Raw genomic sequence first — 17,370 nt, 5'->3', positions numbered from 1 at the left:
CTTCTCCCCGCGTACGGGGAGAAGCGAGATTCGTACCAAGTCTCTATCCTTTGAGCATGATCTTGCCGGAAAACCGCTGCACACTTTTCCGGATCATGCTCTACACCCTTGCTCCGGCGAGGCTTGACGCGCCTTCGCCCTGCGGGCTGCGACGCAGATAGAACCACCAGGTCAGCGCGAGGCAGGAGGCGTAGAAGCCGAGATAGATCGCGAGCGCGAGCTGCGGCCCGCCGGTCAGCGCGATCGACTTGCCAAAGCCGGTCGGGATCAGATAGCCGCCGACGGCGCCGACCGCGCCGATGAAGCCAACCGCAGCACCGCTCTCGATGCTCGCCGTCTTCAAGGCGACCGCGCGCTCCGCATCGCCCTTGCCGCGCACCCTGAAGAGGTTCTGCTCGCGGAAGATCGAGGGAATCATGCGGTAGGTCGAGCCGTTGCCGATGCCCGTCGTCACGAACAGGACCAGGAACATCGACAGGAAGCCGATGAAATCCTTGTGCCCGACGAAGTAGAGCACGCCGACCGTCGCCCCTGCCATCACGATGAAATTCCAGAACGTGATGACCGAGCCGCCGATCCTGTCGGCAAGCCAGCCACCGAGCGGCCGCGACAGCGAACCGACCAGCGGTCCCAGGAACGCGATCGCAATCGTGACTTGCGGGAACTGGGTCTTGATCAACAGCGGAAATGCAGCCGAGTAGCCGATGAAGGAGCCGAACGTGCCGATATAGAGATACGCCATGATCCACGTGTGCTTGCGCTTGACCACGGCGAGCTGGTTCTTGATCGACGACTTGGCCGTGGTCAGGTTGTTCATGAAGAACACTGCGCCGAACACCGCGATCGCGATCGGCAGCACCCACATCAGGCCGGCGTTTTGCAGGAAAACATCGTCAACAGGAGTTGCCTGGAACAGGTTGATGACGGCGAGCGTCATCAGGATCGGGGTCAACAGCTGCACGCTGGAGACGCCGATATTGCCGCCGGCCGCATTCAGTCCGAGCGCCCACCCCTTCATCCGGTCGGGGAAGAAGAACGAAATATTGGTCATGCTGGAAGCAAAATTTCCACCGCCGAGACCGGCGGTCGAGGCAATCAGCAGCATCAGCCAGAACGGCGTGTCCGGCTGGCCGACGAAATAGGCGAGCGAGAGCGTCGGAATGAACAGGATCGCCGCACTGAAGATGGTCCAGTTGCGACCGCCGAAGGTCGTCACCGCGAAGGTATAGGGAAAGCGCATCAACGCGCCGATCAGCCCGGGCACCGCGACGAGCTGGAACAGCTGGTCGGTGGTGTAGTGGAAGCCCGCCTGCGGCAGCTTGGTGGTAACGATGCTCCAGATCAGCCAGACCGAGAAGCCGATATGTTCGGCCACGATCGACCAGATCAGGTTGCGTCGCGCGATAGTCTTGCCAGTCGCATTCCAGAACGCCTCATCTTCGGGGCGCCAGTCTGAAATCCAAGTCCGACTCTTGGTCATTGCAGAATCCCTTCCAGGCTCACCGCTGCGTCGTTGCAGGCTCAGCCTCCGGCCACGGAGGCGCGCTCCGAGGCTTCACCCCCGGTGGCGAGTTACGATGCTGATTGATGATGTTGAGGGACGTCGTCGTTGGCGTCGCGATTGGTGTTTCAATTTCCGTGCCAACTGCGCGCATTCCGGAAACGCAGGAAATTCAGAAGCTTGTTCGAAGTGCTCCGAATCTTCGCAGGACTATTTCGCACGCAAATTTTGCGATTCGCTCAATCCCTGTGCGCCGCACAAGGATTGAGCTTGATGATTCAAAATTAGGCGTTGCGTTAGCGCCTGTCGGTGACGCGTTTACGCGGCTTCGACGAAGCGATGACGCTCGTAGAGGAATTCGAGCACGCGCTGCCGGCACTTCAGATAAGTGGTGTTGGTCGCGAGCTCGAGCCGCTTGCGAGGACGCGCCAGCGGCACCTCCAGCACCTCGCCGATGCGCGCGCTCGGTCCGTTCGTCATCATGACGATGCGGTCGGACAACAGCACCGCCTCGTCGACGTCATGGGTGATCATCAAAATGGTGTTGCCGAGCTTCTGATGCAGCGCCATCACCGAATCCTGCAAATGCGCGCGGGTCAGTGCGTCGAGCGCGCCGAACGGCTCGTCGAGCAGCAACACTTTCGGCTCCATGGCAAGCGCGCGGGCAATGCCGACGCGCTGCTTCATGCCGCCGGAGATTTCCGAAGGCCGCTTGTCCTTGGCATGGGCCATCTGCACGAGGTTGAGATTGTGCATGACCCAGGCGTCGCGTTCGGCGCGCTTCTTGGTTTTGGCAAAGACCTTGTCGACGCCGAGCCGGACGTTCTCGTACACGGTCAGCCACGGCAGCAGACTGTGGTTCTGGAACACCACCGCGCGGTCGGGTCCCGGCGAGTTCACCTCGCGGTTCTCCAGCAGCACGCCGCCGGTGGTGGCGTTGGTCAGGCCTGCGATGATGTTGAGCAGGGTCGACTTGCCGCAACCAGAATGGCCGATGATCGAGACGTATTCGCCCTTCTCGATGGTGAGATTGATATCCTTCAGCACCTCCGTGGAGGCTGCGCCGCGGGTAAAGATCTTGTCGATGTGGTCGAGCTTCAGATAAGCGGTCATGTGCTTCCCCTTCAGTTCAGCGCGGTGCCGCGGGTGACGATCTTGCCGGCGCCCGCGATCAGGCGGTCGAGCACGAAGCCGATGATGCCGACATAAAACAGTGCCAGGATGATCTCGCTGATATGCGAGGAATTCCAGGCGTCCCAGATGAAGAATCCGATGCCGACCCCGCCGATCAGCATTTCCGCGGCGACGATCGCGAGCCAGGACAGGCCGATGCCGATGCGAAGCCCCGTGAAGATGTAGGGCGCGGCGGCCGGGATCATGATCTTGGCGAAGAATTCGAGCGGGTTGAGCTGCACCACCGCGGCGACGTTGCGATAGTCCTGCGGGATGTTGCGGACGCCGACCGCGGTGTTGATGATGATCGGCCAGATCGAAGTGATGAAGATGACGAAGATCGCCGAGGGCTGGCCGTCGCGGAACGCGGCGAGCGACAGCGGCAGCCAGGCCAGCGGCGGGATCGTGCGCAAGACCTGGAACAGCGGATCGAGCCCGCGCATCGCCCAGACCGATTGTCCGACCAGGACGCCAAGCGCGATGCCGGCAATCGCCGAGAGCGAATAGCCGAAGGCGACGCGCTGGAGGCTGGCGGAGAGGTGCCAGAACAGCCCCTTGTCGATGCCGCCATGATCGAAGAACGGATCGAGGATCAGCTCCTTGGTATCCTTGAACACCTTCGACGGCGGCGGCAGTGCCGAGCCGGCGCGGCGGCAGACCAGCTCCCAGACCAGAAGCAAGAGCGCGATCACGACCAGCGGCGGGATGACGCGCACGGCGGTCTCCCGCGCCATCCGCGCGTAAGTCTCCGAACGCGGCGGCCGCTTCGGTGTCATCGCGACGACCGGCGCGGCAGCGCTCGCGGGCTTCGCGGTCTCAACCTCGATCTTCGTGGCGGGCATGTTCATCGCAATATCTCTCCGGCTGCAAAAGGCGATGCGGCCGCCCGGAGGCGGCCGCTAGCTCCATCAGACTTCGACGCGCTTGATCGCGAGCGACTTCAGATAGGCAGCCGGATTTTCCGGATCGAACACCTTGCCGTCGAAGAACGTCTCCTTGCCGCGCGAGGTGGAGGTCGGGATCTCCGCGCTTGCGATGCCGAGCGTCTTGGCCGCGTCGCGCCACATGTCTTCGCGGTTGACCTTGGCAATCAGCGCCTTGGTGTCGAAATTCGCCTCGTACTTGCCCCAGCGAATGTCTTCGGTGAGGAACCAGAGGTCGTGGCTCTGGAAGGGATAAGAGGCGAAGTCGCGCCAGTACTTCATGATGTGCGGCGAATTCTCGACCACCTTGCCGGGAAGGCCGTAGTCGAACTTGCCGGCGGTGCGGTCGAGCACGTCTTCGACAGGGCAGTTCATCCACTGCCGCTTGCCCATGATGGCGGCAAGCTCGGCCTTGTTCTCGGCCTTGTCGGACCACTGCTGCGCTTCCATCACCGCCATCAGCAGCGCCTTCGCGGCCTTCGGATATTTATCGACGAAGGCGGCGCGCATGCCGAAGGATTTTTCCGGGTGCTTGTTCCAGAGCTCGCCGGTCGTGATCGCGGTGTAGCCGATGTTCTGGTGGATCAGCTGCAGGTTCCAGGGCTCGCCGACGCAGAAGCAGTCCATCGTGCCGACCTTCATGTTGGCCACCATCTGCGCCGGCGGCACCACGATGGTCTCGATGTCCTTGTCCGGATCGATGCCGCCGGCGGCAAGCCAATAGCGGATCCAGAGGTCATGCGTGCCGCCGGGGAAGGTCATCGCGGCCTTCACGGCCTTGCCCGAGGCCTTCTTCTTCTCCAGCGCCGCCTTGAAGGGCGTCGCGTCCACACCGAGCTTCAGGTCGGCATATTCACTGGCAACGGAGATGCACTGGCTGTCGAGATTGAGCCGCGCCAGGATGTACATCGGCGTCGGCTGGTTGTTCTGCGTCACCTTGCCGGCCGAGATCAGATACGGCATCGGGGTCAGGATATGCGCGCCGTCGATGCCGTTGCCTTCGGAGCCGAGCACGAGATTGTCGCGCGTGGTGCCCCAGGAGGCCTGCTTCTGCACGTCGGTGTCAGGCATGCCGTATTTGGCGAACAGGCCCTTGTCCTTGGCGACGAACAAGGGGCCGGCATCGCTTAGCGCGATGAAGCCGAGCTTGGCGCCCTTGACCTCGGGGCCTGCGTCCTGCGCGAAGGCGCCGGCGGGGAAATTCAGTTTTACGGCGGCCAGGAGTGCGGCGGTCGAGCCAGCGGCCTTCAACAATTGACGGCGGCTAAGGCCAGTGTCCGACGGCCGGCGGGTGCGCTTGGTCATAGGCGGTATCGTCCTTTGCGTCGTTGCAGAATGATTGTGTCAGTGCACACGAGCAGCCCGTCCGTCCGGCGACGCCTGAAGCAGCGCATCCGAACGCGCGACGGGGAGACCCCCGTCTGGTGGCGTCGGCAATTCGGATGAGAAGTCTCGCGGGACGGCTTCAATGGCGTCGACCTGGAACTATTCAAGCTTCGTGCCAAGCGCCGCAGCGCAGAAAACAACCCAACATCAGTGTGTTAGTAGCGATGCGCCAGTCTGTCGCAGGCCTATTCCGCTCGCGAAATTTGCGGCTTGCCCAACAATTGTGCGACGCACAATAGTTGGGCAGCAGCTCAAGGAAAAGGCCGCACCACGCGCAAAAGCCGGGTCAGCCAAAGCTCTATCAGGTTGATATTGCTTGCATTTCACGAGTCCAACACGCGGCACGCAACTTGCATTCCGGTTTGGGTCAACGAAGACTGCGGCTTGCCGCACTTATGCAGGCGCTGGCGGCTGCATCCCGGAAGCTCAATTGCTTCGCGGCCCTCCTCGACTCGGTCGTCGTGACGCAATCCCAAGGCTTCCAAATCTTCCCCGGCCCACGCGCGGCACACAGCCCGCACGGCCAATAACTTTCAGCGGCGCACTCAGGCGTCTCGATCTCTCTTACGGAGCAAAAGGAATCATCGATGTCGTATCTCGCGCCTTCGGAATTCGTCACCAAGATGGTGGATGCGGGCGAGTCCAAAGTCTTCATGTCCACCCGGGATACCATCATCCGGGCCTATATGGCCGGCGCTATCCTGGCGCTGGCGGCATGGTTCGCCGTCACGATCAACGTGAACACGGGGCAGCCGCTGGTCGGCGCGCTGCTGTTCCCGGTCGGCTTCGTCATGCTGTATCTGCTGGGCTTCGACCTCCTGACCGGCGTGTTCGTGCTCTCCCCGCTCGCCCTGATCGACAAGCGCCCCGGCGTCACCTTCGGCGGCGTGCTGCGCAACTGGGGCCTCGTATTCGTCGGCAACTTTGCCGGCGCCTTCACCGTGGCCTTCATGATGGCCTTCGTCACGACCTTCGGCTTCACGCAAGATCCCGACAAGGTCGGTGCAGCCATCGGCAATATCGGCGAAGGCCGAACGCTGGGCTACGCCGCGCATGGCGCCGCCGGCATGGCGACGCTGTTCCTGCGCGGAATGCTCTGCAACTGGATGGTTTCGACCGGCGTCGTCGGCGCCATGATCTCGACCTCGGTCCCCGGCAAGGTCATCGCGATGTGGATGCCGATCCTGGTGTTCTTCTACATGGTGTTCGAGCATTCCGTCGTGAACATGTTCCTGTTCCCCTCCGGCCTGATGCTGCACGCGAAGTTCTCGATCATGGACTATTTGATCTGGAACGAGATCCCGACCGTGCTCGGCAACCTCGTCGGCGGCCTCGCCTTCACCGGCATGACCCTCTACGCCACGCACGTCATGACCAAGCCGAAGCGCCAGGCCGGCAAGGCCACGTCGCCCCGCGTCGCGGCCTGATACGTCTCGACAGGAGAGCCTCGCCCGATCAGGGTGAGGCTCCCCTTTGCCGGTGATGACGATGACCCGCGGACTTCAGATCTCGGTCGGCCAGCATTCCGACAAGGGTCGCAAGCCCATCAACCAGGATTTTCACGGCGTCCTCGTTCCGGACGAGCCGATGCTCAGCCTGAAGGGCATAGCGGCGGTCCTCGCGGACGGCATCTCCAGCAGCACGGTGAGCCAGATCGCCAGCGAGTCGGCGGTCAAGAGCTTCCTGATGGACTATTACTGCACCTCGGAATCCTGGACAGTGAAGACCTCCGCCCGCCGCGTGCTGGATGCGACCAATTCCTGGCTGCACGCGCAGACGCGCAAGAGCCAATATGCCTACGACCGCGACAAGGGTTATGTCTGCACGCTGAGCGCCATGGTCATCAAGGCGACCACCGCGCACATCTTCCACGTCGGCGACTGTCGCGTCTATCGCGTGGCGGGCAAGGCGCTCGAGCAGCTGACCGACGATCACCGGATCATCGTGTCCTCGGAGCAGACCTATCTCGGCCGTGCGCTCGGCATCAATCCGCAGCTCGAGATCGACTACCAGAGTTTCGAGATCGAGACTGGCGACACTTTCCTGCTGGCGACCGACGGCGCCTATGAATTCGTCGATCCGCGCTTCATCACGAACGCGCTCAGCGAGCATGCAGCCGAGCTCGACGGGGCGGCGAAGGCGATCGTCGAGGAAGCCTACCAGCGCGGCAGCGACGACAACATCACGGTCCAGATTCTCCGCATCGATGCGGTGCCGCAGCGCGAGCCGGCCGGCATCTTCAACCAGACCTCCCAGCTGCCGCTTCCCCAACTGCCGGAGCCGCGGGCCATCTTCGACGGCTACAGGATCGTCCGCGAAATCCACGCCAGCAGCCGCAGTCACATCTATCTTGCCGTCGACGCGGTGACCGAGGAGCCGGTCGCGCTGAAGCTGCCGTCGATCGATTTGCGCGACAATGCCGCCTATCTGAAGCGCTTCCTGATGGAAGAGTGGATCGCGCGCCGGATCGACAGCCCGCATGTGCTCAAACCGCTGTCACAGTCGAAACGGCGCAGCTACGTCTACGTCGCGACCGAATTCGTTGAAGGTCAGACCTTGCGGCAGTGGATGACGGACAATCCGCGCCCCGATCTCGAAACCGTCCGCGGACTGGTCGAGCAGATTGCCGCCGGCCTGCGCGCCTTCCACCGCATGGAAATGCTGCATCAGGACCTCAGGCCCGACAACATCCTGATCGACAAGACCGGCACCGCAAAGATCATCGACTTCGGATCGGTCAAGGTGGCGGGCGTCGCGGAGGCCGCCCCGCAGGACGAGACCGGCGAAATTCTGGGAACGGTCCAGTACACGGCGCCGGAATATTTTCTTGGGCAAGGCGGCACGCCGCGCTCCGACATGTTTTCACTGGCCGTGATCTGCTACCAGATGCTGACGGGAAAGCTTCCCTATGGCACCCAAATCGCCAGGATCCGGCGCAACGCAGACGTGCGGAGGCTCAAATATCGCCCGGCCGACGACGACAGCAACGTGCCTGCCTGGGTCGACGGCGCGCTCAGACGTGCGCTCCATCCGGATCCCTACAAGCGGCACGAGGATCTGCCTGAATTCGTCTTCGAGCTTCGCACGCCCAATCCGGCCTATCTCGACACGCGGATCACGCCGCTCTTGGAGCGCAGCCCGCTGATGTTCTGGAAATTGACCACGGCGGCGCTCGCCTGCGTCGTCGTGGTCCTGCTTGCGATGTTGCACGCGCGCTGATCAAGGCCACGCAAGGGTCACCACGTGATGAGCGGAGACTGACGCAGCCAGGTATCGGCGCGCACCTGATCGAGCACGAATGTCGCAACGTCTCCGCGCGCAATGCTGCCGCCATGGAAGCCCGAAAGATCTGTCAGCGCCCGGACCGAGCCGCGGCCGGGCTTGTTGTTCAGGATCGAGGGGCGAACCAGGACCCAGTCCAGCCCGCTGTCTCTGACGATCGCTTCCTGCCGGCTCTTGTCGGCGTACACCTTCTTCAGGAGAAGCGGAAAGATCACATTGTCGGCGACAAAGCCGCCATGCCCGGCACTGTCGCCGGCGCCCATTCCCGTGATGCAAACCAGCCGCGAGACCTGCTCGGCCTTCATCGCGCTCACGAGCGCGCGCGTCGCGGTCGAGAGAAGCGTCACCTCGCGGAACGGGCTTACCGGCGTACCCAGCGCACTGACCACGGCATCACGGCCTTTGAGGGCTTCGCGCAGGGCTCTTTCATCGCGGGCGTCTCCGACGATGAGCTTCGCCCCCGTGATGTCACTCGCCTTGCCGGCGGACCGGACCAGCACGGTGACGTCGTAGCCTCGCGCCACCGCCTGGTTGACGATCAGGCGACCGGTGGCACCGGTCGCTCCAAGCACCAATATCTTCGTTGCGCCTTCCGGATCCGCCGGAGAAGTGGCGGTTGAAGAGATCATGATAGCATTCCTCGTTGTCGTGATGGGGACGTGCCGTGCCGTCAGGCAGAGGCCGCGATCTCGGAGACGAAGTCGCGATAGGAGCGCAGCGGGCGGCCCAGCAGCGCGGTCAGCCGCTCGACGTCGCCGGCCTCGGGGACCATTCCCTCGGTGAGGAAGCGCTCGCTCATCAGCCGCATGTCGTAAGCCATCCAGCTTGGCATGAACTGCCTGAGGTTCTTCTCGAAGCCGGCGGTATCGTCACCGGGATAGGCGATCGTACGGCCCAGCACCTCCGACCAGACGGCGGCGGCTTTCGCACCGGTCAGCATATCAGGACCGACGAGATTGATGCGCGTGAGCGGAAGCGGTGTTGCGGCGTGCTCACGACGGATGAGCTCGAGGGCCGCGAACTCGCCGATGTCGCGCGCATCGATCATGGCGAGCCCCTTGCTCCCGATCGGCATCGGATAGATGCCGTATCCGGTCACCACGTCCTTGATCGTAACATCGTTGTTCATGAAGTACGCCGGGCGCAGGATGGTGGCGTTGAAGCCCATCTGCTCGATCATCCTCTCGACGCCGAACTTGCCGGCAAAGTGCGGGACGTTGACGTAACGATCGCTGTGAATCACCGAGAGGTAGACGACCCGCCCGACGCCGGCGTCGCGGGCCAGGTTGAGCGCGATCAGCGCTTGCGTGAATTCATCCGGCACCACCGCGTTGAGCAGGAACAGGGTCGAGACGCCCTTGAACGCGCTGCGGAGCGAGTCGACGTCGAGCAGGTCGCCCTGCACGACGGTGACGCCTGCCGGGAGGTTTGCCTTGGCAGGATCGCGGGCGAGAGCGCGGACATCGGCACCGCGCTTGACGAGCTGTTCGACGACTTGGCGGCCGATGGTGCCGGTTGCGCCGGTAACGAGGATGGTCATGGGGATCACTCCGGGTTGGGTCAGAAGACATCGGGGAAATTAGTGATCCACAAACGAACCGATAGTCGCTATATCTGGACAGACCGTCTCAGTGGTGGAACGATGGACCTGCTCGCACTCACCGACTTCAATCTCGTCGCCCGGCACGGCGGGTTCGGACGGGCCGCACGGGCCGCCGGACGGCCGAAAGCCACCCTGTCCCGGCGGGTCGCGGAGCTGGAAGCTGCCCTCGACCTGCGCCTGTTCGAACGGGGCGCGCGCACCCTGAAACTCACGCAGGAAGGACGCGCCCTTTATGAGCGGACGGGGGCCTTGCTCACCGAACTCGACGAGACGGCAACAGCGATCGCGTCGGGTGGGGACAGGCCGCGGGGGCGCTTGCGGATCAGCGCGCCTTTGCTGTTCTCGCAGACTGCAATGGGAAACCTCGCGGCGGGGTTCGCGCTGAGATATCCGGAGATCCGTCTTGAGGTCACGACGGAAGATCGCTCCGTCGACATGGTGGAGGAAGGGTATGATCTGGTGATCCGGGTCAATCCCGATCCGGATGACAGCCTGGTCGGACGAATCTTTCTGCGCGATCGGCTGGTGGTCGTGGCGAGCCCGGACCTGAAACGACCGCGGGGCAATCTCGCTGTGCCGGCAGTCATGCGCGGACCGGGCGACCGGAAAACAAGCTGGGACGTGACGGTGCCAGGCGGACAATCGCGCATCGCGATTGATCCGGTCCTTCGCCTGGCATCGCTCATCATGGTGCGCGACGCTGTCCGGGCCGGCGTCGGCGCCGCGCGCCTTCCGGTGTCACTGGTCAGTCACGACCTCGCTGCCGGCACGCTGGTGCTTTGGGGCGACATCGAGGGACCGGAGATCGCGTTGTGGACACTCTATCCTTCACGCCGGCTCCTAAGCGCGCGTGTATCCGCCTTCCTCGACTTCATGAAGGAAGCCTTTCCAACGGGGGCACCTGACGAACTGGCGGCCTTTATCGGGCGCTGAAGTACACCCGTCCGCGATCTTTCAGGCCGGCTCCGCCGCCTTCACTCCGAGCGGTTTCGGCGCCATGCCGCCGCCGGGCTTGAGGTGGAATTCGTAGGTCATCAGGTGCCACTGCCCGTTCGCCTTGGTGCCGTCGGGCATCTCCGGGTCGCTGCGCGGTTCGACCTTGGCGACGAGGTCGTCCTTGACGCCGAACACGACGTCGGAATCCAGATATTTGTCCCCGTCCATGAAGACGTGGGTGATCAGCGGCTCGTAGCCCTTGGCATTGACCAGGAAGTGCACATGCGCCGGGCGCATCGGGTGGCGGTTGGTCTGCACGATCATCTCGCCGACTGGACCGTCGGTCGGGATCGGGTAGCTGCACGGCAAGATGGTGCGGAAGAAGAAGCGGCCATCGCTATCGGTGATGAAGCGCGCCCGTGCCGAGGCGCCGACCTCGTCATAGTTCGGCTTCTGCGAGTCGTAGAAGCCGTCATCGTCGGCATGCCAGACGTCGACGGGGACATTCGCGAGCGGCTTGCCCTTGAGATCGGTGACACGGCTCTGCACGAACATCCGTTCGCCGGTTTGATTGTTCGGTGAGATGTCGGTGCCATGCGCCGTCACCTTGTGCTCGCCGACATAGAACGGCCCGAGCACGGTGGTCTGGGTGGCGCCCTCGCGCTCGCGATGGTTGACCGCGTCGACCAGCATGGAAACGCCGAGCACGTCGGAGAGGAGGATGAATTCCTGGCGGGTGTCCGTGCATTTCTGGCCGGTGCGGGTCAGGAAATCGACGGCGTATTCCCACTCCTCGAAGGTGAGGCCGGTCTTGCTCACGTAATCGTGCAGCGATTTCACCAATTCCTGGAGCAGGAATTTCGCGCGCGGGTCGGGTGTCCGGTCAAAGCTCCGAACGACGGCTTCGGTGAGTTCGGTCTCGTTGAACTGGGTCATGGTGCATTTGCCTGCGTTTTTCATTCGCCCGTCGGGGATCTTTTGGGCTGCTTGGAGGCGTTCCAAGGTGAAGCCTACACCAAACAGCCGGCCGGCGTTAAGCGCGACCGGCTTGGAATGAGACCGCCATTTCGGCTATCAACGTCGGACAAAACGCCCGGAGGAACTGATGCTCGCCCCCACCCCCGCCTCGCCCGAATCCCTCGGCATGTCCAAGGCCGCGCTCGACCGCGTCGATGCGCATCTGAAGAGCCGGTACATCGATGCCGGTCGCTTCCCGGGCACGCATCTCCTGGTCTATCGCCGTGGCAAGATCGCCCACAGCTCGGTGCAGGGTTTTGCCGACGTTGAGCGCAAGCTGCCCGTCAAGGACGACACGATCTATCGCATCTATTCCATGACCAAGCCGCTCACCAGCGTCGCCTTCATGATGCTGGTCGAGCAAGGCCTCGTCGCGATCGATGAGCCGGTCGCCAAGTACATTCCGGAATGGAAGGATCTCGGCGTGTTCGTCGCCGGCACCGCGCCGGCCTTCCTGACCCGTCCGCCCTCGCGGCCGATGCTGATCGTCGACCTCCTGCGCCACACCTCCGGCCTCACCTATGGCTTCCAGCAACGCTCGAACGTCGATGCCGCCTACCGCGCTGAAAAGATCGGCGAGGTCGAGAAATCAGGCACGCTGCAGACCATGATCGAGAGCCTCGCGAAAATCCCGCTGGAGTTCTCGCCGGGCGAGGCCTGGAACTACTCGGTTTCGACCGACGTGCTCGGCTACCTCATTGGCAAGATCTCCGGCATCCCCTTCGAGCAGTTCCTGAAGCAACGCATCCTCGATCCACTCGGCATGTCCGACACTGATTTCCACGTTCCGGCTTCCAAGGCCCACCGCTTCGCCGCCTGTTACTCGGCCGACCCGGGTGGCGGCATGACCTTCCATGCCGGCCAGCGGCGCGAGGGACTGACATTGCAGGACGACCCCACGACGAGCTCGTTCCTGTCGCCGCCGTCCTTGATCTCGGGAGGCGGCGGGCTGTGCTCGACGATGGCCGACTATCTCACCTTCTGCCGTGCGCTTCTCAACGGCGGCGAGCTCGGCGGCGTCAGGTTGATCGGGCCGAAGACGCTGGCGCTGATGACGACCAACCACATTCCGGGCGGCCGCTCTCTCCCCGAGGTGTCGCGCTCGCTGTTCTCCGAAGCGACCTATAACGGCATCGGCTTCGGCCTCGGCTTCGCCGTGACCATGCGCCCGGCCGAAACACTGGTCGCCGGCAGCCCCGGTGAATACAACTGGGGCGGCGCGGCCACGACGTCGTTCTGGATCGATCCGGCCGAGGAGTTGGTCACCATCTTCATGACGCAGGTGCTGCCATCCAGCGCCTACCCGCTTCGGCGCGAGCTGCGCAGCATGGTCTACGCCGCGATCACCGAGAGCAATCTCTAGGCAAATGCACTGATCCCGCGGCGTCAGAGCCGCGGGATCACCCCCCGCTCATTTCAACATCTCCGGCACGATCAGACGCGGCAGGAACAGCGACACGCTTGGCCAGACGATGACGGCCGCCAGCACAAGCAGCATCGGAATCAGCATGATTACCGTGTCCTTCAGGGCATAGCGCAGCCGTACCCCGGCGATCGAACAGGCGATCATCAGACATAAGCCATAGGGTGGGGTCACCAGCCCGAAGGCGAGCGATATGATGGAAATGATCGCGAACTGGACGGGATGGAGGTCTACGGACCTGGCGAGCGGCTCCAGCACAGTGCCGACGATGATGATCGCCGGAATGGCGTCGAGGAAGCAGCCCACCACCAGAAAGCAGAGCGCGATGAAGAAGCCCGCCCCGATCGCGCCCATGCCCCAGGTCGAGACGTTGGCCAGCAGTTCCTGCGGAATCTTGTAGTAGGCCAGCAGCCAGCCGAACGCGCTTGCGGTGCCCACGCAGAACAGCGCGACCCCGGCCAGACGCCCGGTGTCGAGCAACGCCTTGTAGAGTTCGCGCGCGCCGGTTTCACGGTAGAAGAACGTCGACAGCGCCACGGAATAAAGCACCGCAACGCAGGCGGATTCGGTCGCCGTGAACCATCCGAGCAGAATGCCGCCGACGATGATGAACGGCGTCATCAGCGCTGGTATCGACCGCCAGACGGCGCAGCGCATCTCGGCCCAGCTTGCTTTCGGATAGGTCGGATAACCGCGACGCGTCGCGTAGACATGCACGGTCGCCATCTGTGCGCCCGCGATCAGCAGACCCGGCACGATGCCGGCCAGGTACATCGCGGCGATCGAGGTCGAGATCAGCCCGCCCCAGACGATCATCAGGATCGAGGGCGGGATGATGACGGCGAGCACGGCCGAGACGGCGGTGATGGCGATCGAGAACGAGAGGTCGTAGCCCTCCTTGGTCTGGGCATCGATGAAGATCTTGGACTGGCTCGCCGCGTCCGCGGTGGAGGAGCCGGAGATGCCGGCAAAGAACACCGACAGCACGACGTTGATCTGCGCCAGCGACCCCGGCCAGTGCCCGACCATCGAGCGGGACAGCGCGACCAGCCGGTCGGTGATGCCGCCGATGCTCATCAAATTGGCGGTGAGCAGGAAGAACGGCACCGCCAGCAGGATGAATGAATTATAGGCGTTGAAGGTTTCCTGCGCGAGCGTCATCAGTGACAGATGCGGCTCGATCAGCAGGATCGGCACGCAGGCAAGGCCGAGCGCGAAGGCGACCGGCACGCGTATGATGAGCAGGCCAACGAAAGTACCGAACAGGACCATCGCGGCCTGTCCGGCAGAAAGTATATTGCCGCTCATTGATTTGCCCCAACCAGAATCCGCATCTCGTCGATAATCTGTTCACCGGCGAACACGATCCAGGTCACGCCGGCAACCGGCCAGGCGACGTGGATCATCCAAAGCGGCAGATCGGCCAGCTCCGACGTTCTGTTCCAGGCAAAGCGGGTGAACTCGAGTCCGGCGGATACGAACACCAGCGCCAGCGCCAGCACGCCGAGTCGCGCAAGAATCCGCACCATGGCCTCGCTTCGGCGTGACAGGTTAGGCCAGACGTCGACTTCAAAATGCTGCGACTCTCTGATGCCGACCATGGCACCGATCATGATTGTCCAGATGAACATGAACCGCGCCATCTCCTCGGTCCAGATGTAGGACGGAATCAATGGCGTGTAGCGCGAGATGATCTGCAACGTGACCGGAATGACCAGAATGCCGACAGAGGCGGCGAGCAGAATTTCCAGCAGTTTTGCATAGGCCGCCGTTGCTCGGCGCCATGGCGACGGGTTCGGTGGCATCGATATTTCGGTCATTACGACTCCGGGGGATCACGATCACGCAATGGGGCAAGCCGTCCGGCTTGCCCCGACGTCCTGTCACGTGGGCGGCGACAGTTCTCAGACGACGTTGATCTTCTCGAAAATGCCTTCCGCGCCGATTTCCTTGGCGTAGGTGGCCATCACGGGATCGGCGAGCTTCTTCATGGCGTCCCGCTCTTCGAAAGGAACGCGCTTGAGCTTGCCGGCCTTCTCGAGCGTGTCGAGCTTGACGACCTCTTCGCTCGACTCCAGTTGCCGGCCGTAGTCGCCGGCCTCCTTGCCGGCCTTCATGATCGCGTCCTGCAACTCCTTCGGCAGGGTCTTCAATGTTTTCACCGAGAAGCAGATCGGCCGGATCGACACGGCGTGCTGGGTCAGGTTGAGATGCGGGGCCACTTCGTAGAACTTCATCGCCTCGACGCCTGCCGCCTCGTTCTCGCCGGCCGATATCACGCCGTTCTGGATCGCGTTGTAGATCTCGTTATAAGCGATCACCGTCGGGCTCATGCCCACGGCGGCAAAGGTCTTCGACCAGATCGGCGCGCCTTGTACGCGCACCTTGAGGCTCTTGAGGTCGGCGAGGTTCTTGAGCGGCTTGTTGGCGAAAATGTTGCGGATGCCACCGCCGGAATAGCCGATCAGAACGACCTCGGCCTTGGCCGCGACTTCGTCGGCGATCGGCGCCAGGATATTGGCTTCGACGACCTTGTTCATGTGTTCGATGCCCTTGAACACGAAGGGCGCATCGATGAACGGGGCCGCCTTGGCGAAGGTTGACATGTGAGCCGGCGAGACGATGCCGTAATCGACGGCTTTGCCCTGCGACATGTACTCGAAATACTGCTTTTCGAGGCCCAGCGAGGAATTCCTGTGCAGCGTGAAGTTGACGGGCTTGCCGTAGTACTTCTTGACCAGCTCTTCGAACCGGAGCAGTGCCCGGTTGAAGGCGTGGTCGTCGTTGAACTGGACCGCGCCGTTCAGCGTGATCGGCGACTGCGCCCGGATGATCGACGGCATGCCAATCGCAGCCGCCGCAGTGGTCGCGCCAATCCCAGCGAGAAATGATCTTCGCTTCATCGTCTCCCCTCCTTTTGATGCTCCGGCCCTGTCGCCGGGCCGTGAGCGCAGCCGGTATGCAGCTTGCGAGTGGGAAGCGTATGAAAAACGTCGGCGCGACGGAAGTCATTTCGTGTGCGCGGGAGGTCCTCTTCGTCGCAGGGCCACCACTTTCGCGAACTGTTGCACTGCAACTTGCGTCCAGCCGATGCCTTGGCAGGCTGAGGGGCGGCCTCCTGCACTCGTAGCAGGCAGACGGCTTGCGGACCTGTGCGCTGCACGCGCAGACCCGCTCGCCTTCCAGTGCGCTTTAATGCAAATGGCCAATCAGATAGATGCCGCCGCCGATCACCAGAACGGCCGGCACGGCCCAGAGAATCAGAACTGGCATTTGTCATCCTCCTCAGTTGGACGTGCAGACCTTGACGGTCTTCATGCCGCTTTCAGCTTCGGTGCGCGACTTGTAGATCGTGCCTGACGGGCTGACGACGGTCATGGACGTGTCCGTCGGCTTCTTGTCGACGATCGTGCACTTCTTGGTCTTGACGTCCTGCACGACGTAGAACTCGTCGGCCGCGAACGCCGGCAGGGATATAGCAGCAAGCATCAGTGCTGCAGTGGCAATTTTTAGCTTCATCTGTAGTCCTCCTCCAGAGCCCGAGCCGTTTCGCCCGGTCATCTACAAACGGGAAAAGCCGGCAATTAGTTCCAGGGGCCGGGAACGCCGTCCGCGATGAGGGGTTGTTGCGGCGCATCTTCAAACGAGGAGAACGAGATGAAGAAGTTGTTCCTGCTTTCCGCCGCGGCGGCTCTGATTTCGACCGGTGCCTTCGCGCAATCCACCGTCGTGACGACGACCGGGACCGGCCATGCGGCGGCCGTTCAGATCGAGCCGCAGTACCGAACCAAGATCAAATCCTACGTCACCGAGCACCGTATCCGTCCGGTGACGACGAAGGAAAAGATCGTTGTCGGTGCGGCGGTGCCGAGCGACGTCGAGCTCGAGGCCGTTCCGGCCGACTGGGGCCCGTCCCTCACGAAATATCGCTACGTCTACTCCGGCGAACGCGTGATGCTCGTCGATCCCGGCACGCGCACCGTCGTTCAGGAAATTGATTGATCCAGGTGTTGGGGCGGCTGCCGTGGAGGCGGCCGCCCTCTCTGGGAGTTGAAGTTATGAAATCGCATCGCGAGGCCCGGATCGCCGGGCTCAGCCTGGCGGCCGTCTACGCCATGTGTCTACT

General features: G+C 62.8%; 16 protein-coding genes. 5 read left to right on the top strand and 11 right to left on the bottom strand.

The window, feature by feature from the left end:
• Positions 1–100 precede the first annotated feature (100 nt).
• The 4 genes from ABIB66_RS01150 to ABIB66_RS01135 all read right to left on the bottom strand — a co-directional run bounded on the left by ABIB66_RS01150 (position 101) and on the right by ABIB66_RS01135 (position 4,902).
• A complete protein-coding gene (locus ABIB66_RS01150; protein ID WP_354207194.1) occupies positions 101–1,480 on the bottom strand; it encodes an MFS transporter in 1,380 nt (459 codons plus the stop codon).
• 339 nt (positions 1,481–1,819) lie between these two features.
• The gene (locus ABIB66_RS01145) at positions 1,820–2,614 is read right to left on the bottom strand and encodes an ABC transporter ATP-binding protein (RefSeq protein ID WP_007593952.1); all 795 of its coding nucleotides are present in this window, start codon (positions 2,612–2,614) and stop codon (positions 1,820–1,822) included.
• 11 nt (positions 2,615–2,625) lie between these two features.
• A complete protein-coding gene (gene ntrB, locus ABIB66_RS01140; RefSeq protein WP_275170447.1) occupies positions 2,626–3,522 on the bottom strand; it encodes a nitrate ABC transporter permease in 897 nt (298 codons plus the stop codon).
• A 60-nt stretch (positions 3,523–3,582) separates the two neighbouring features.
• On the bottom strand, positions 3,583–4,902 hold the full coding sequence (locus ABIB66_RS01135) for a CmpA/NrtA family ABC transporter substrate-binding protein (RefSeq protein WP_275170446.1): 1,320 nt from the start codon (positions 4,900–4,902) through the stop codon (positions 3,583–3,585).
• A gap of 668 nt (positions 4,903–5,570) precedes the next feature.
• On the opposite strand from ABIB66_RS01135, the gene ABIB66_RS01130 reads away from it, so the two are divergent.
• Both ABIB66_RS01130 and ABIB66_RS01125 read left to right on the top strand, forming a co-directional pair.
• Positions 5,571–6,410 carry a formate/nitrite transporter family protein gene (locus tag ABIB66_RS01130; RefSeq protein ID WP_275170445.1) on the top strand — a complete coding sequence of 280 codons (840 nt, stop codon included), beginning with the start codon at positions 5,571–5,573 and terminating at the stop codon, positions 6,408–6,410.
• A 55-nt stretch (positions 6,411–6,465) separates the two neighbouring features.
• Positions 6,466–8,202, top strand: coding sequence for a bifunctional protein-serine/threonine kinase/phosphatase (locus tag ABIB66_RS01125; RefSeq protein ID WP_354254033.1), 1,737 nt, complete (start codon positions 6,466–6,468; stop codon positions 8,200–8,202).
• A 17-nt stretch (positions 8,203–8,219) separates the two neighbouring features.
• Here ABIB66_RS01125 and ABIB66_RS01120 read toward each other — a convergent pair whose 3' ends face one another.
• Both ABIB66_RS01120 and ABIB66_RS01115 read right to left on the bottom strand, forming a co-directional pair.
• Positions 8,220–8,894: an NAD(P)-dependent oxidoreductase gene (locus tag ABIB66_RS01120; protein ID WP_354207202.1), complete on the bottom strand. Its 675-nt coding sequence runs from the start codon at positions 8,892–8,894 to the stop codon at positions 8,220–8,222.
• Between the two features lie 41 nt (positions 8,895–8,935).
• Positions 8,936–9,805 (bottom strand): SDR family oxidoreductase, encoded by an 870-nt coding sequence (locus ABIB66_RS01115; RefSeq protein WP_354207204.1) that lies wholly within the window; start codon positions 9,803–9,805, stop codon positions 8,936–8,938.
• A 102-nt stretch (positions 9,806–9,907) separates the two neighbouring features.
• On the opposite strand from ABIB66_RS01115, the gene ABIB66_RS01110 reads away from it, so the two are divergent.
• Positions 9,908–10,801 carry a LysR family transcriptional regulator gene (locus tag ABIB66_RS01110; protein WP_354207206.1) on the top strand — a complete coding sequence of 298 codons (894 nt, stop codon included), beginning with the start codon at positions 9,908–9,910 and terminating at the stop codon, positions 10,799–10,801.
• Between the two features lie 21 nt (positions 10,802–10,822).
• On the opposite strand, the gene ABIB66_RS01105 is transcribed toward ABIB66_RS01110, so the two are convergent.
• Complete coding sequence (locus ABIB66_RS01105; protein ID WP_354207352.1) at positions 10,823–11,740, bottom strand: intradiol ring-cleavage dioxygenase; 918 nt, start codon at positions 11,738–11,740, stop codon at positions 10,823–10,825.
• Positions 11,741–11,909: 169 nt separating this feature from the next.
• Between ABIB66_RS01105 and ABIB66_RS01100 the strand changes: the two genes are divergently transcribed.
• Positions 11,910–13,184 carry a serine hydrolase domain-containing protein gene (locus ABIB66_RS01100; protein ID WP_354207208.1) on the top strand — a complete coding sequence of 425 codons (1,275 nt, stop codon included), beginning with the start codon at positions 11,910–11,912 and terminating at the stop codon, positions 13,182–13,184.
• A gap of 48 nt (positions 13,185–13,232) precedes the next feature.
• On the opposite strand, the gene ABIB66_RS01095 is transcribed toward ABIB66_RS01100, so the two are convergent.
• From ABIB66_RS01095 to ABIB66_RS01080, 4 genes are all read right to left on the bottom strand, one after another.
• On the bottom strand, positions 13,233–14,552 hold the full coding sequence (locus tag ABIB66_RS01095; RefSeq protein ID WP_354254031.1) for a TRAP transporter large permease: 1,320 nt from the start codon (positions 14,550–14,552) through the stop codon (positions 13,233–13,235).
• Complete coding sequence (locus ABIB66_RS01090; protein ID WP_354056619.1) at positions 14,549–15,064, bottom strand: TRAP transporter small permease; 516 nt, start codon at positions 15,062–15,064, stop codon at positions 14,549–14,551. Before ABIB66_RS01090 ends, ABIB66_RS01095 begins: the two co-directional genes overlap by 4 nt.
• Positions 15,065–15,148: 84 nt before the next feature.
• Complete coding sequence (locus ABIB66_RS01085) at positions 15,149–16,147, bottom strand: TRAP transporter substrate-binding protein (protein ID WP_275170438.1); 999 nt, start codon at positions 16,145–16,147, stop codon at positions 15,149–15,151.
• Between the two features lie 382 nt (positions 16,148–16,529).
• Positions 16,530–16,763 carry a hypothetical protein gene (locus tag ABIB66_RS01080; RefSeq protein WP_354207215.1) on the bottom strand — a complete coding sequence of 78 codons (234 nt, stop codon included), beginning with the start codon at positions 16,761–16,763 and terminating at the stop codon, positions 16,530–16,532.
• Positions 16,764–16,901: 138 nt separating this feature from the next.
• On the opposite strand from ABIB66_RS01080, the gene ABIB66_RS01075 reads away from it, so the two are divergent.
• On the top strand, positions 16,902–17,246 hold the full coding sequence (locus ABIB66_RS01075; RefSeq protein ID WP_354254028.1) for a DUF1236 domain-containing protein: 345 nt from the start codon (positions 16,902–16,904) through the stop codon (positions 17,244–17,246).
• The last annotated feature ends 124 nt before the right edge of the window (positions 17,247–17,370 follow it).

This window comes from Bradyrhizobium sp. F1.13.3 (assembly GCF_040548265.1).
Classification (GTDB): Bacteria; Pseudomonadota; Alphaproteobacteria; order Rhizobiales; family Xanthobacteraceae; genus Bradyrhizobium.
This window is presented reverse-complemented; position numbering and strand designations above follow the sequence as displayed.